Annotated in this window: 10 protein-coding genes; 7 read left to right on the top strand and 3 right to left on the bottom strand. The window is 71.8% G+C overall.

Annotation, left to right across the window (positions count from 1 at the left end; all coding sequences use genetic code 11):
- Nucleotides 1–47: 47 nt before the first annotated feature.
- From ABZT93_RS17015 to ABZT93_RS17040, 6 genes are all read left to right on the top strand, one after another.
- Complete coding sequence (locus tag ABZT93_RS17015) at nt 48–932, top strand: MurR/RpiR family transcriptional regulator (protein WP_356104951.1); 885 nt, start codon at nt 48–50, stop codon at nt 930–932.
- Nucleotides 933–1,049: 117 nt separating this feature from the next.
- Nucleotides 1,050–5,264 (top strand): NEW3 domain-containing protein, encoded by a 4,215-nt coding sequence (locus ABZT93_RS17020; protein ID WP_356104954.1) that lies wholly within the window; start codon nt 1,050–1,052, stop codon nt 5,262–5,264.
- On the top strand, nt 5,261–5,926 hold the full coding sequence (locus tag ABZT93_RS17025; protein WP_356104957.1) for a peptidyl-prolyl cis-trans isomerase: 666 nt from the start codon (nt 5,261–5,263) through the stop codon (nt 5,924–5,926). The genes ABZT93_RS17020 and ABZT93_RS17025 overlap by 4 nt, the downstream gene beginning before the upstream one ends.
- A gap of 117 nt (nt 5,927–6,043) precedes the next feature.
- Nucleotides 6,044–7,417, top strand: a complete 1,374-nt coding sequence (locus ABZT93_RS17030; RefSeq protein WP_356104960.1) for an extracellular solute-binding protein — start codon at nt 6,044–6,046, stop codon at nt 7,415–7,417.
- 2 nt (nt 7,418–7,419) lie between these two features.
- Complete coding sequence (locus tag ABZT93_RS17035; protein WP_356104963.1) at nt 7,420–8,433, top strand: sugar ABC transporter permease; 1,014 nt, start codon at nt 7,420–7,422, stop codon at nt 8,431–8,433.
- Nucleotides 8,430–9,314, top strand: a complete 885-nt coding sequence (locus ABZT93_RS17040; RefSeq protein ID WP_356104966.1) for a carbohydrate ABC transporter permease — start codon at nt 8,430–8,432, stop codon at nt 9,312–9,314. The genes ABZT93_RS17035 and ABZT93_RS17040 overlap by 4 nt, the downstream gene beginning before the upstream one ends.
- On the opposite strand, the gene ABZT93_RS17045 is transcribed toward ABZT93_RS17040, so the two are convergent.
- Both ABZT93_RS17045 and ABZT93_RS17050 read right to left on the bottom strand, forming a co-directional pair.
- Complete coding sequence (locus tag ABZT93_RS17045) at nt 9,278–11,494, bottom strand: glycoside hydrolase family 3 N-terminal domain-containing protein (protein WP_356104969.1); 2,217 nt, start codon at nt 11,492–11,494, stop codon at nt 9,278–9,280. The two genes, ABZT93_RS17040 and ABZT93_RS17045, sit on opposite strands and share 37 nt — an antisense overlap.
- A complete protein-coding gene (locus ABZT93_RS17050; RefSeq protein WP_356104971.1) occupies nt 11,491–12,567 on the bottom strand; it encodes a BadF/BadG/BcrA/BcrD ATPase family protein in 1,077 nt (358 codons plus the stop codon). Before ABZT93_RS17050 ends, ABZT93_RS17045 begins: the two co-directional genes overlap by 4 nt.
- A gap of 105 nt (nt 12,568–12,672) precedes the next feature.
- Here ABZT93_RS17050 and ABZT93_RS17055 point away from each other — a divergent pair, with 105 nt between their 5' ends.
- Complete coding sequence (locus ABZT93_RS17055; protein ID WP_356105351.1) at nt 12,673–13,896, top strand: glycosyl hydrolase; 1,224 nt, start codon at nt 12,673–12,675, stop codon at nt 13,894–13,896.
- Between the two features lie 86 nt (nt 13,897–13,982).
- Here the strand turns inward: ABZT93_RS17055 and ABZT93_RS17060 are convergent, their stop codons facing one another.
- Complete coding sequence (locus ABZT93_RS17060) at nt 13,983–15,461, bottom strand: glycoside hydrolase family 3 N-terminal domain-containing protein (RefSeq protein ID WP_356104974.1); 1,479 nt, start codon at nt 15,459–15,461, stop codon at nt 13,983–13,985.
- Nucleotides 15,462–15,490 lie beyond the last annotated feature (29 nt).

Consider the following 15,490-nt stretch of genomic DNA (forward strand, 5'->3'; position numbering starts at 1 on the left):
CCTGGTATTCAATCAGAGGCGCTAAGGGTGGCTGATACCTTCTTTCCATGCCTCCGACCGACGTCACCACACTGATCCGCACCGAGCTGCCCCGGCTGGCCGGTTCCCTGCGGAAGGTCGGCGAGCTGATCCTGGAGGATCCGGCCGCCGTCACGCACTGCTCCGCGGCCGAGCTGGGCCGCCGCACCGGAACCTCGCAGGCCACGGTGACGCGGTTCTGCCGGGCCATCGGGCTCGACTCCTACCAGCATCTGCTGATCGAGCTGGCCCAGGAGCGCGGCCGCGGCGAGGTCTCCGACTGGGGCTCGGCCGAGATCGGTCCCGACATCTCCCCGGACGACAGTCTGGAGCGGGTCGTCCAGGTGGTCGGCAGCGCGGACCTGCGCGCGATCCAGCAGACCATCGAGCGCATCGACCTCGACGCCCTGGAGCGCGCGGCGCAGGCACTGGCCAAGGCCCGCCGCATCGACGTGTACGGCGTCGGGGGCAGCGGCGCGGTCGCCCAGGAGACCGAGACGCGCCTGTTCCGCATCGGCTGCCAGGTGCGCGGCTGGACCGAGGTGCACGGCGCGGCAACCTCCGCGGCGCTGCTGACCCCGGCCGACGTGGCCATAGGGATCTCCCACTCGGGCGCCACCCGCGAGACCCTCGAACCCTTCGAGATGGCCAAGGAGCGGGGCGCGACCACCATCGCCATCACCACCGACCCGCGCTCCCCGCTGGCCAAGGCGGCCGACATCCGGCTCATCTCGGCGACCTCGGAGACCAGTTTCCGCACCGGCAGCATCGGCGGCCGGCACTCCGTCCTGATGATCGTCGACTGCCTCTACGTCCGGGTCGGCCAGGTGGCCTACCAGCGGGCCAGCTCCTCCCTCGCCCTCACCGACCACATCACCCCGCAGCACGCGGTGAAGACCCGCCGCACACGCTGACCCGCGCCCGTGACCGATCTTGCATGGATGAACCACCGAGATAACACGAAGATGGTTGTTTGAATCATCCCCACGATGCCAGGATGGGGCTCCCCCGAGTCATCTCGTAGGAGCCCCATGCGCGTCACCTCTGTTGAGTCGACCGAGCTGTTCGTCGGTACACCCGAGCAACCGCTCCAGGTGGTGGCGGCCGGGATCGAGCACGTCCCGGGCCGCTCGGTCCGTGTGACGGTCCAGGGACGCGGTGCCGGGGAGACCGTCGTCACCGTCGGCGAGGACGGCACCGTACGCGCCGAGATACCCGTGACCGGCACCGACGGACCGATCACGGTCACCGCGACCGACGGGGACGAGACCGCGAGCGGCACCGGCGAGTTCACGGTCGCCGAGCCCGGCTGGACCATGTTCATGGTCAGCCACTTCCACTACGACCCCGTCTGGTGGAACACCCAAGGCGCCTACACCGAGACTTGGGACGTCGCCGACGCCCCGGCCACGACCGGTCTGCCCGCCCGCACCTTCGACTCACGGGGCCAGTCCGGGATGAGCCTGGTCCGGGCGCACTCCGATCTGGCCCGGCGCGATCCGGCGTACACCTTCGTGCTCGCCGAGGTCGACTACCTCAAGCCGTACTGGAACACCTTCCCGGAGGAGCGCGGCTTCCTGCGCGAGCTGATCCGCACCGGCCGCGTCGAGATCATGGGCGGCACCTACAACGAGCCGAACACCAACCTCACCGGCGCCGAGGCGACCGTACGCAACGCCCTGTACGGCGACGGGTACCAGCGCGCGATCCTCGGGGCGTCCCCGGAGACCGCCTGGCAGCTGGACGCGTTCGGGCACGACCCGCAGTTCCCGGGGCTGATGGCGGACGCGGGGGTCACGTCGAGCTCCTGGGCGCGGGGGCCGTTCCACCAGTGGGGCCCCACGCTCTCCGTGTTCGGGGAGGAGCCGCGGGATCCGCGGCGGATGCAGTTCCCGGCCGAGTTCGACTGGATCGCCCCCTCGGGGCGCGGGATCCTCACCGCGTACATGGTCAACCACTACGGCGCCGGCTGGCGGATCGACAACGCGCCCACACTGCCCGAGGCGGAGGCCGAGGCGTTCAAGTTGTTCCGGGGGCTCAAGAAGGTCGCCCTCACGCGCAACGTACTGCTCCCGGTCGGCGGGGACTATGCCCCGCCGTGCCGCTGGGTGATGGACATCCACCGGGACTGGAACGCCCGGTACGTCTGGCCGCGGTTCGTCTCCGGCATCCCGCGGGACTTCTTCGCCGCCGTGCGCGCCGAGTTGGACGCCGAGGGCCGCAGGGCCTCGCCGCAGACCCGGGACATGAACCCGGTCTACACCGGCAAGGACGTCTCCTACATCGACACCAAGCAGGCCCAGCGGTACGGCGAGACGCTGCTCGCCGACGCGGAGGCCTGGGCGACCCTCGCCTCCCTCGTCACCGGGCACCCCTATCCGGACGCGGCCCTCGACAAGGCGTGGCGGCAGCTGGTCTACGGCGCCCACCACGACGCCATCACCGGCTCGGAGTCGGACCAGGTGTACATCGATCTCCTCACCGGCTGGCGGGAGTTGGCCGACCTGGCGGAGACCGTGCACGCCGACGCGACGAAGGCGCTGGCCGACCGGGTGGAGCCGGGTACAGGATCCGACCTGGTGGTCTTCAACTCCGTCACCTGGGAACGACAGGACGTGCTGACCGTCGACGACCCCGGCCTGGTGCCGGTCGGCGACGACTTCCAGCCGCTGCCCGCCGTGCGCGAGAAGGACGGCACCCTGCGGGTGGTCGTCCCGCAGGTGCCGGGCATGGGCCTCAAGTCGCTGCCCCTGGCCGCCGGTTCGCTTCCCGAGTGGGCCTCCGGCGAGGGCACGACCATCCGCAACGAGTTCTACGAGGTGACGGTCGACCCCGCGCGCGGCGGTGCCGTGAGCAGTCTGCGGGCCGTGGCCGAGGGCGGCCGGGAGCTCCTGCCCGCCGGTGACATCGGCAACGAACTGGTCGTCCAGGAGGAGTTCCCGAGGCACCCGCGTTTCGGCGAGGGCCCCTGGCACCTCACCCCGACCGGCACGACGGCCGCCCGCAGCGGGGAGGTGACCGCCGACGTCGGCGTCGAGCACTCCCCGGCCGGGTCCCGGATCACCGTCCGCGCCGACCTCGGACTGTTCAAGTGCACGCAACAGCTCACCCTTTGGACCGGTGTGGACCGGCTCGACGTCTCCACGACGATCGACGGCTACGACGGCGAGGACCGCCTCATCCGGGTCCGCTGGCCCTCCGACGTGCGGGGCGGGCTGCCCGTGCACGAGGTCGCCGACGCGGTGATCGGGCGGGGCTTCGGGTTCGTGGAGGTGGACAGCGAACAGTTTCCGTGGACGCTGGACAACCCGGCCAACTCCTGGTTCGCACTGGGGTCCACGGCCCGGGTGGCGCTGCGGGACGGCTCCGGGGCGCTGCTCGGGCAACGGGCCTTCGGGGTGGCCGAGTTGGTGTACGCCGACTGGGACGAGGCGGGTGAGCTGGGCGCCCCGCTCGCGGCGGCCCTGGTCCGCGCGGGCGTCACGGCGACCTCGACCATCGCCGGTGGCCCCCGCTACGGCGACCTCGAGGTCGACTCCAACCTTCCCGACATCCGGATCGCCGTCGGCGGCCCCGAGCGCAACTCCCTGGTCGCCGAGGCGCTCGCCATGGACCCGGCGGCCGACCGCGAGCTGCGCCGCCAGGTCGCCGCGCAGGGGGTCGCGGCCGTGTGGGTCGCGCCGCGCGCCTCGCTGCGCGAGGAGTGGGTGCCCGGCGCCGACTTGCGCGATCTGGAGCGGCTGCCGCTGCTGGTGATCGCGGGCGCCGACCTCTCGGGGGACGCCAAGGCCGTCGACGCGCTGATCGCGGACCTGGAGGACTTCACCGTCACCGCCACGGCGGCGGGCGGCGGCGAGGCACTTCCGCCCGGTGACGCCTGGGACGGGCGCGGGTTCGCCGTCCTGAACCGGGGCACGCCCGGCTGTGTGGTCACCACCTCCGGAGACCTCTACATGTCCCTGATGCGCTCCTGCACGGGCTGGCCGTCCGGCATCTGGGTGGACCCGCCCCGTCGCACGACTCCCGACGGCTCCGGCTTCCAGCTCCAGCGCTGGTCGCACACCTTCCAGTACGCGGTCGTCGCGGGCGAGGGCGACTGGCGGGACCTCCAGCTCCCCGCGCGGGGACACGAGTTCAACCATCCGCTCACGGCCCGGGTGCGCGGCGAGGGCGCGTCCGCGCTCCTGCCCCGCAAGACCTCCCTGCTGGAGGTGGAGCCGGCCCGGGAGGTGCTCCTCGACGCCTTCAAGCCGCTGGGCTCCCCGCTGGCCAGGGGCAGCGCGGCGCCGGTGGATCCGGGGCGCGGAGTCGTCGTCCGCGTGCACGAGGTCAACGGGCGGCCGGTGCGGGCCCGGGTACGCGGACCGGTCGCCTGGACCGAGGGTGCCCGGGCGGACGTACTGGAAAGGCCCGGGGAGCCCCTGCTCCCGGACACCGAGGGGGCGCTGGAGGCCGGGCTCACCGGCTTCGAGGTGGCCACCGTCCTGGCCACGCCCCCACAGGCACCGGAGCCCGGCACCGACCCGGGCGTCGCCGCCCACGAGCCCGCACAGCCGGTCCACACCCGCTACTGGCTGCACAACTCCGGCCCCGCCCCGCGCGGCAACATGCCGGTGTCCGTGTACCTCTCGCCCACCGCGCTCACCGTGACCGGCCCGGTCACGGCGACGGTCCGGATCGGCTCCGAGCTCACGGACACCTCGACGAAGGGCACGGTGGTCTTCGAGGTGCCGCCCGGCTGGTCCGCGGAGCCCGCCGAACTGCCGTACGCGCTCGGGCCCGGCGGCTTCTCGCTGACCGAGGTGACGGTGACACCGCCGCCGGACGCCGAGCCCGGCCGGCACTGGCTCACGGCCCGGTTGTCGTACGGCGGCCAGACGTACGAGGACGTCGTGGGCCTCGATGTACCAGGCGGACCGCCCCCGGGGCGGGGCCTGGTGTGCGACCTGGCCGCCGACCGGATCACCGTGCGCAGGGGTGAGCGGGCTCAGGTTCCGGTGAGCCTGCACAACTCCACCCGCGGCCCGGTCGGCGGTCAGCTGTGGGCGGTGTCGTCCTGGGGCACGTGGCAGGGCGTGACACCGGGCCTCCAGGGCTTCACGGTGCCGGGCGGGGAGCGGATGCAGTCCGTCATCGAGGTGGACGCCTCACTGATCCCCCCGGGCGCGTACTGGCTCATGGCGAAGGCGGCGTGGAACGGCCAGGTGGCGTACACGAGGACCATCCCCCTGGAGGTGACCCCGTGACGCCGGAACACGCAGCACTGATAGACGGCGAACCCCTGCCGAGGGAACGGGTGGACTCGTTCCTGGAAAGGCGCCCCTTCAGGGGCGCGGGGAACGGCGCGACCAGCCACAACGAGCCCGCACCCGCCAGACGGCAAACAGAGGCACCCTCTGTCGCGAGACAAAGACGCCGCTGGGCCACACAAGTCGTGGTCACCGACGAACTCGCCCGAAGGGCCTGCACGGACCGGGGCCTGAAGGTCCCGGAAGAGGTGTCCCCCGCCTCCGTCCTGGCCGTCGCCGAGACAGACGTGGCGGACCTCGGCAGCATCGTCGCCGCAGCCCTCGCCCACTCCCCCGCCGCCCGCACCCTCCTCGCCGCCCTGGAAGCCGAACAGACGGTCCCCGAGACGGCCGTACGGGACTACCACGACCGCAACCAGGACCGCTTCCTCACCCACGCGGCGCTGAGGCGGGGCGTCAGCCCCTTCGACGGGGCGGACCCGGAAGATCTGCTGCCGTACGAAGAGGTCCGCGACAGCATCGAACGCGAGCTCCGCAAGGCAGCCGGCCGCCAGGCGTTCTTCGGTTGGCTGGACCAGGCACGCGGCGGCGTGACGTACTCCCACGGGCACGAACACCCCGGCGATCCCTCCCATCCGGACCACGAACACCGTCACTGATCTCGTACGGAACCTAAACGCAACACAGCAAACCATTGACCTCCGATGAATTCTGGTCCACCTTTTCATCAATCGGAGTCGGAGTTGGTTCATTGAACCAGCCGTGGAGGGCATCACATGCGCGCAAAGAGACTGACCCGCACCCTGACCTGTATCGCCGTTCTGTCGCTCGCGGCCACCGGCTGCGGCCTCAGCGGCGGCTCCGACAGCGGTGACGCCACCGCCGGCGGCTGCAAGGTCGACAAGGGCAACGTCGGGTCGGGGAAGCTGACCGGAGACGTCAAGGGCACGATCACCTTCCAGACCACCAACCTGAAGAAAGACTTCGGCGACTTCTTCAACGGAGTCATCGCGGACTTCCAGAAGGCCCACCCCGGCACCAAGGTCAAGTGGATCGACGACCCCGGCGACAACACCTTCACGAGCCGGACCGTCGCCGACGCCCAGGCCTGCACCATGGCCGACGTCATCAACGTCAACGCGCCGACGGCGACCGCCCTCACCAAGGCCGGCTATCTGCTCGACCTCGACACCAAGGACCCGGACGCCTCCAAGCCCTTCGTCCCGTCGTTCTGGAAGACCGCCACCTTCGCCAACGCCTCGGGCAAGGCGATCCACACCACGCTGCCCTGGTACACCGGCGGTGTCCTGCTGACGTACAACAAGGACCTGCTGGCCAAGGCCGGTGTCGACCCGGCGAAGCCGCCGACGAGCATCTTCGGGCTCTTCGCCGACTACGAGAAGGTCGCCAAGGCCGCCGACGGCAAGTTCTTCGCGACGATGGCCAACCCGATCTGGCGCATCCCCGCCGACTTCGACCAGATGGGCATCAAGGTCCTCTCCGCCGACGGCAAGTCCGCCGTCTTCGGCGACGACCCGCGCACCACCCAGTGGGTCGCCTGGATGGCGAAGCTGTACAAGGAGGGCGCGATGCCAAAGGACTCGCTGTCCTCCAGCAACGACCCGTCCACGCTCTACAGCCAGGGCAAGGTCGCCTACGGCTCGACGAACCCGAGCTTCGTACGGTTCGTGAAGCAGAACAGCCCGTCGGTCTACGACAAGACGGCCGTCGGCCAGCAGCCCTACGACGCCCTCGGCCGCGCCTCCGCCGGCGCCCCGCAGTACATATCGGTCGCCGCGACCAGCAAGAACGCGCCCACGGCGCTGTCGTTCGCGGAGTTCCTGACCAACGCCGAGAACCAGACGGCCTGGTGCAAGGACCCCGACGTGGTGATCTTCCCGACCACCACGGAGTCGCTCAACGACCCGTTCTTCCAGAACGTCACCGGCAGCGACCCGTTCTCGCAGGCCCGCAAGCTCGTCGCCGACCAGCTCAAGACGGCCGACACCAACCAGACCAACCTCTCCCCGGCCGTGCAGAACGCCATCGTGTCCCAGGTGCAGCTGGCCATGCAGGGCAAGAAGAGCGCCGCGGACGCCGTCAAGGACGCCCAGGAGAAGTCGAACGAGCTGCTGAAGCAGGGCAGCTGACGGTGACGGCACAGATCACGCATCCGGTGTCCGGCGTGGAGGCCCCGACCCCCGCGCCGGGCCCGGCCCCGTCCCGCCTCCGCCGACTCGCCAGGGCCGCGCTGCCCGGACCCGCTCCCGGGGCCAACGGAGCGGCCATGTACCGCCGTTGGTGGCTGCCGTGGCTGTGGACCGCCCCCGCGATCGGGTGTGCGGTGGTCTTCGGGGTGTTCCCGTTCCTCAACACGCTCCTGCTGTCGTTCACCAACGCCAAGCCGCTGGGCGGCACCGCGGGTTTCGTCGGGCTCGACAACTACACGCGGATGCTCCAGGACGACGACTTCTGGCTCGCCACCCGCAACAGCATCCTCTACGCGGTGATCGTCGTACCCCTGATGGTGCTGCTGCCGCTGATGCTGGCCGTCCTGGTGGAGCGGAACCTGCCCGGCATCGGCTTCTTCCGCTCCGCCTTCTACACGCCGGTGCTCGCCTCCAGCGTGGTCGTCGGTCTGAGCTGGCAGTGGCTGCTCGCCGACGACGGCCTGGTCAACACCTGGCTGGAGAAGGCCCACTTGATCAAGTCGGCCATCCCCTTCCTCTCCGACTCCTGGCTGATCCTGCTCTCCGCGATGGGCCTGACCCTGTGGAAGGGCCTCGGCTGGTACATGATCTTCTACCTGGCCGCCCTCGGGAACGTGCCGAGGGAACTGCACGAGGCCGCGCAGATGGACGGCGCCGGTGCCGTGCGCCGCTTCTGGCACATCACGGTCCCCGGCGTCCGGCAGGCCATGATGCTCGTCGGCACCCTCACCGGCATCGGCTCGCTCAGGGTGTTCACCGAGATCTACATGCTCGGCAGCTCCACCGGCGGCCCCGGCGGCGCCGACCGCACCCTGCCGTTCTACATCCGGGACGTCGGCCTGGACCCGATCACCGGCAACGCGGGATACGGCTCGGCCGTCAGCGTGGCCCTGTTCGCGCTGACGCTGGGGCTGACCCTGCTGGCACAGCGTCTGACCAAGGAGGACGAGTCATGACGACGACCGTCGTCGAGACCAAGGGCCGTCGCCTGATGCCGCGTTGGCGGGACTACGGCCGTCCGCGCGAGCTGGTCGTCCGCTATCTGCTCCTCCTCCTGGTGCTCGGCCTCACCGTGGGCCCGCTGCTGTGGCAGCTGCTGGCCTCCCTGAAGGGCACGAGCGAGGACGTCTTCGGCGCGGACGCCACCCTGCTGCCGCACCACCCGACGCTGCGCGCCTACCGGACCGTCTTCGACCAGGTGCCGGTGTGGTCGTACATCAAGAACAGCCTGATCGTGGTCGCCCTGTCGATCACCAGCCAGCTGGTCTTCTCCACGACGGCCGGCTACATGCTCTCCAAGCCCGCCTGGAAGGGCCGCAAGGCGGTCTGGGTGGTGCTGGTCGCCTCGATGATGTTCCCGTTCGAGTCGATCATGGTGTCGCTGTTCATCAGCATCCGCGACCTTGGTCTGGTCGACAGCCTGGCGGGCGTGTGGCTGCCCGGCTTCGTCGGCGCCATCAACGTCCTGCTCATGCGCGGCGCGTTCCTCGCGGTCCCGCGTGAGATCGAGGACTCGGCGATGCTCGACGGCGCGAACGAGTGGCAGCGCTTCCGGTACCTGTATCTGCCGTCCGCGTGGGGCGCGATCATGGTGGTCGTCATCAACACGTTCATCAGCGCCTGGGACGACTTCCTGTGGCCGCTGATCGTGCTGCGCTCCGAGAGCAACATGACGCTGACGCTGGGGCTTTCCCGTCTGCAGAGCTCGTCGTTCGGCTATGACCAGCGGATGGTCATGGCCGGTTCGGTGATCTCCGTGATCCCGGTGCTGGTGCTGTTCGTGATCACCCAGCGGTGGTTCTACAAGGGCGTGTCGTCGGGGGCCGTCAAACTCTGACCCCGGGCTTCGAGCGCCTCCCGGGCGGAGGCGGCGACCCTGATCTCGACCGTGCCGCTGAGGCCTTCCAGCGGCACGGTCACCGTACGGCGCTCGCCCGGCGCCAGGCCGACACCCTCGAACGCGCACAGTTCGAGGGTGCGCGGCCAGGTGGGGGTGATCAGGCGGCGCAGGTAGACCTGGACGACCGAACGCCCGTACCGATGACCGGTGTTGGTGACATCAACCTCGACCGCCGGTCCCGTCAGGCGTGGCTCGCCGTACGCGAAGCTCGTGTACGACAGCCCGTGCCCGAAGGAGTACCGCGGCTCGGCGCTCTCGTCGACGTATCCGGCGTACTCGGTGTCCTTGTGGTTGTAGTAGACGGGGAGCTGGGCCGCCGAGCGGGGCACGGAGACGGGCAGGCGGCCCGCCGGCTCCGTCAGCCCGAGCAGCACCTCGGCGATCGCCTCGCCGCCCCAGGGGCCGGGATACCAGGCGGACAGCAGGGCGGGCGCGGTGTCCGGGACGATGTGGGGGCGCCCTTGGACCAGCACGACCGCGGTCGGCGTGCCCGTCGCCACCACGGCGTCCAGCAAGGCGTACTGGGCTGCTCCGAGCCGCAGTTCGGCCAGGTCGACGCCCTCGCCGCAGGTCATCTCGGAGACCGCTTTGAGCGCGGCCCCGTTGGCGTCGAACTCGGTCTCGGAGGTACGGGCGCTGCTGCCCCCCAGCACCAGTACGGCGAAATCGGACGCGGCGGCCTGGGCGATCGCCGCCGGGACGCCGGAGAGGTCGTCACCGGTGAGCGAGCAGCCGGGGGCGTGGCGGATGTCGAGGCCGGGCGGGGCGAGCCTGCGCAGGGCGTCCAGGACGCTGCTGCCGGTGCCGGGGCGCTGCGGGGCCGTGTAGTCGCCCGACTGGTGGGCGGTGGTGGCCGCTTGGGGGCCGAGTACGGCGATCCGTGAGACGTGCCCGCCGACGGGGAGCACCCCGTCGTTGCGCAGAAGGGTGACGGCGGCCCGGGCGACGTCCTTGCTGAGCTCCTCTCCGCCGGGCGGAGCAGAGCGCGTCGTGTGCTGCGGATCGAACAGCCCCAGCCGGAACTTGAGCCGCAGCACGCGGGCGACGGCGGTGTCGAGGTCGGTCTCCTTGACGAGCCCTCGCTCGACCGCCTCCTCCAGGTGGGTGAAGCCCTCGTCCCAAAGGCTCAGATCCACCCCGGAGTTGAGGGCGAGGGCGCCCGCGGAGACCTTGTCGCCGGTGATCCGGGCCAGCCGGTCGACGGCGAGGCCGTCCGCCATGACGAGTCCGTCGAAACCCCACTCCTCGCGCAGCAGTCCGGTGAGCAGGGCGCGGTTGCCGGAGCAGGGCATGCCGTCGACCTCGTTGTAGGCGGCCATCACGGCGGCGGCGCCCGCGCGGACACCGGCCCGGGCGGCGGGGAGGTGGATCTCGTGCAGCTCACGCCAGCCCAGCTCGGACTCGGCGGAGTTGCGGCCGCCGACGGTGGCGCCCTGCCCGGCGAAGTGCTTGAGGACGACCGGGGCCTTGTCGGCGGCGAAGAGGCCGTCCGGAGAGGCGCCCTGCATTCCCCGGACCAGCGCCTGTGTCAGCCGGCCCGCGAGATGGGGGTCCTCTCCGAAGCACTCCTCGGTACGGCCCCAGCGCGGGTCGCGGGCGATGTCCAGTGCCGAGACGAGGGCCACGTGGCCGCCACGGGCGCGCAGTTCGGCGGCGGCGTGGGCGGCGGCGCGCTCGTACAGCTCGGGATCCCAGGTGGCGCCGACCGCCAGGTTGACCGGGAGGACCGTGCCGTCGAGGGCCATGAGGCCGTGCGGGACCTCCTCCACGAACAGTGCCGGGATGCCGAGCCGGCTCCGGGCCACGACATGCCGCTGCACCAGCTCGGCGAGGGCGGCCCCGTCCTCCGCCCCCGGTCCGCTCCCGTGATCCACGCCGGACCAGGCGTCGGCGCGCTGGACGCCGTACAGGGCGCCGAGTCCCTCGAAACGGTCGGTCTCGGCGTGCAGGGCCTCGGTGAGTTCGAAGCCGCCGTCGGGGGTGCGGCGATAGGCGTCCCAGCCGCACATCCGCTGGTTGAGCTGGCCGACCTTCTCGCGCAGGGTCATCCGGGACAGCAGGTCCCGGACCCTCGCGTCGGTCGGGGCGGTGGGGTCGCGGTAGGCGGCGTCGCTCATGACGGGTGCGCCAGCCGTGCGAGGGCGACCGCGCCGGGGCAGCCGTCGGCCACCCAGTCCAGGCTCAGGCCGTGCGCGTGGAGGCGTTCGGCCAGCGGGGCGGTGAGCGGCCCCTCGGGTCCGAGGAGCCCGCCCGTGGCGACGATCCGCTCACCGGGTCGCGGTTCCAGCGCCCGTACGGCCTCCAGCAGGTGGTCCGCCGCCTCGTTCAGGATCGTCTGAGCCACGGTGTCCTTCTCGGCGGCGGCCTCGGCGACCAGCGGGGCGAAGCGGGCCAGCCGGATCGGCGGATCGGCCATGACGGCGGGCAGCAGATGGCGGCGGAAGTCCTCACGCCGGGCGCGTGCCCAGCCGGGGACGCCGGTGGGGTGGGGCGCGGTACCGCTCGGCGGGACGGTGCCGCCGCGGTCGTAGGAAGGGATTCCGCCCTTCGGGAGGACGTCGACCGGCAGGCCCAGGGTGCTGCCGACCCAGCCCGCGAGGACCGTCGGACGGCCGCGGCCGTCGGCCATGCGCAGGGCGGCGCGGACCGCGCTGCGGCCGATCCAGAAGCCGCTGCCCTCGTCGCCGAGGAGCCAGCCGTCGCCGTCCACGGTGGTCGTGGCGTGCCGGCCGGTGATGCGCATGGCGACCGCGCCCGTGCCCGCGACCAGGGCGAGGCCCTCGGAGGGGGTGCCGGGGGCGGCGGCGAAGGCGGCCTCGATGTCGCTGCAGACGCCGACCCGGCCGGTCGGGATGCCCAGGCGGCGCAGCGCCTCGGTGAGGGCCGTGCGGGCCCTGCCGGTGCCGGGGTCGTCCTCGGAGGCCGCCGTGGCGCCCGCGAAACCGCCGGTCACGGCCACGACGCGGACGCGCGCCTCCTCGGGCACCACCCGGGCCAGTGCCTCGGTGAGGTGGTCGGTGAGCTGCGGGACCGGGACCGTCATGGCGTTGCCGGCCCCGCCGGTGCCCTCGCCCAGCACGCGGCCGTCGGCGGCGGCGGCGAGGACCACGCGGGTGCGGGTGCCGCCGGCGTCGAGGCCGATGACCAGGTCGCGCCCGTCGCGCGGTTCGTGGTTCAAATCATTACCCATCGATGACTATGGTGATTGATACATTCGCGCAGGACAAGAGCAGGACTCAAGCCGGACCCGCGCAGAACTAGAAGCCGGACCGGGCCCGAACCCGAGGAGGATCCCATTCCCACGCTCCGCTTCGGCGTCAACTACACGCCCCGCCACGGCTGGTTCCACGCCTGGCACGACTTCGATCCGGACCGCACCCGCGAGGATCTGGCCCAGATAGCCGGGCTCGGCCTCGACCACGTCCGGGTCTTCCACCTCTGGCCGCTCCTGCAGCCCAACCGCACACTGATCCGCACCGCCGCCGTGGACCAGCTGGCGCAGCTGGTCGACCTGGCCGCCGAGGCCGGCCTAGACGTGCTGGTGGACGGCGTGCAGGGCCATCTGTCGAGCTTCGACTTCTACCCGGAGTGGACCCGCAGCTGGCACCACCGCAATGTCTTCACCGACCCGGACGCGATCGACGCCCAGGCGAGTCTGCTCCGCACCCTCGGCCACGCCCTCGCCGGCCGTCCCAACCTCATCGGCCTCCAGCTGGGCAACGAGCTCAACAACCTCGTCGAGCACAACCCGGTGACGGTGGCGGAGGTCGACCACTACCTGGACTCGCTGCTGGCGGCCGCCCGGGAAGGCCTCGGCACCGACGGCGGCCTGGTCACGCACTCCGCGTACGACGCGGCCTGGTACGGCGACGACCACCCCTTCACCCCGGAGGCCTCGGCCCGCAAGGGCGACGTCACCACCGTCCACCCCTGGGTCTTCTCCGGCGGCTGCGCGAGCCTGTACGGCCCCCGCTCCCCTCAGGTCCTGCACCTCGCCGAGTACGGTACGGAACTCGCCAAGGCCTACGCCGAGGACCCGTCCCGCCCGGTCTGGGTCCAGGAGACGGGCGCCCCCGAACCCCACATCCCGGCCGCCGACGCCCCGCACTTCGCCCGCGAGACGATCCTCAACGCGTCGGGGTGCGAGGACCTGTGGGGCGTGACCTGGTGGTGCTCCCACGACGTGGACCGGTCACTGGCGGACTTCCCGGAACTGGAGTACACGCTGGGGTTGTTCGACTCGGACGGCAGGCCCAAGCCGATCGCGCGGGCGCTGTCGACGACGATCGCCGAACTGCGGGCGGGGCCGCCTTCGGTGGAGCCGCGCGCCACGGCCCTGGTCCTGGACTGCACGCCGTCCACGCGGTCGGTGTCGGGGCCGGGCGGGGCGTACTTCGAGGAGTGGATGCGCCTGCGCCTGCAGGGGGTGCGTCCGGCGGTGGTACTGGCGGAACGGGCGCAGGACGCCGAGTATCTCGCGGCCCGCGGGATCAAGGAGGTCATGGGTCAGGGCTTCTAGGGGCGCGGGGCTGTCTCGATGTGCGGCTCCGCCGCGTGAGCACGACCAGCCCCCACCGACCCCCACCGGCCCCCACCGGCCCCCGGCTAACGCGCGGCGTTGAGCACTTCGGCAACGGCCCGCAGATTGACCTTCCCGCGGCCGTAGGAACACAACGCCCCGTCCTCCGGCAGCCCGGTGGCGACCCGCACCGCCCCCGGCCTCCGGACCAGCAGCTCGTCCCGCACGCGGGCCTGCCACGGGTACAGGCCCGCGTCACACGTGGCCACGACCAACGGCGCGCTCCCGGCCTCGGCCAGTACCACGTCCACGAGCGCGGAAGGATCAACCGGTTCCCCCGCCACCGCCGTCCCCGTGGCCGTCGGATCAAGCGCGAGCAGCTGGGTCAGCAGATCCTCCCCACCCCAGTTCAACGCGGGATGCGGAGCCGGGAACAGGTCGACGACGTGCGCGCCGGCCACGGGTACGGGGAGCGCCTGCGAGCACACCGCCCGCCGAGCCGCCTCCAGCCCCGCCCCCTCGTCCCATACGGCGATCTCGCTCGCCGGGGTCGCGTACCGCTCGACCAGCCGTTGAACCCGCCGGGCGGCCTCCGCCACCCGCTCCTCGCCCAGCACCCCGTCCCGCAACGCCTCCAGAAGCGCGTCCCGGCACTCCAGGGTGACCCCCAGATCCGCCACGGCGACGATGACCTGGTCCGCCCCGGCCGCGAGAGCGATCCGCGCGCCCGCCGCCTCCCCGTACAGGTCGGAGATCGCCTTCATCTCCAGCGCGTCGCTGACCAGCACCCCGTCGAAGTCGAGCTCGTGCCGCAGCAGATCCCCGAGGACGCGCCGGCTGAGCGTGGCCGGACGGTTGGCGTCCAGTGCCGGGAAGACGACGTGCGCGCTCATCAGCATCGGCACGCCCGCGGCGATCGCGGCCCGGAAGGGTTCGAGGTCGAGTTCGTCGTACGGCCGCGGGTCGACGGCGAGTTCGTGGTGGCTGTCGGTGAGGGTGCCGCCGTGCCCGGGGAAGTGCTTGGCGCAGGACGCGATGCCCCGGGCCTCGGTGGCCGCTATCCAGGCGCCGAGGTGCCGGGACACCAGCGTGGTCTCCTCGCCGAAGGCACGGGTGCGCACGATCGGGTTGCCGGCCTGCCGCTGCACGTCGGCGACGGGGGCGTAGGAGGCGGTGATGCCGAGGGTGGCCAGGTGTCCGGCTAGGGCGTCGGCGCAGCGGGCGGTGAGGTCCAGGTCGTCGACGACGCCGAGGGCGTAGGAGCCGGGGACCTCCGGGGCGCCGGCGGCGACCAGGTGTCCGATGCCGCCGCCCTCGTTGTCGATGGCGACCAGCAGGTCGGGGCGCAGGGCCCGCAGGGTGTCGGTGAGCCGGCGCACCTGTTCCGCGTCGCGCACGTTGCGGGTGAACAGGATGACCCCGCCGAGGCCGCGGTCGATGAGCCGCTTCAGGGTGTCGGGGACGGCCGTGGTGCCTTCGAACCCGGCGACGAGACAGCGGTGGGCGGCCTCGTCGAGGTCGACGGGGAGGGCGGTGCGGGCAGACGGGTGCTCGGAGTGGGTCACCCCCGGAATCCTCTGGCTCGCTCAGCCGA

The sequence above is a fragment of the Streptomyces sp. NPDC005303 genome, assembly GCF_040607335.1.
In the GTDB taxonomy this organism is placed as follows: Bacteria; Actinomycetota; Actinomycetes; order Streptomycetales; family Streptomycetaceae; genus Streptomyces.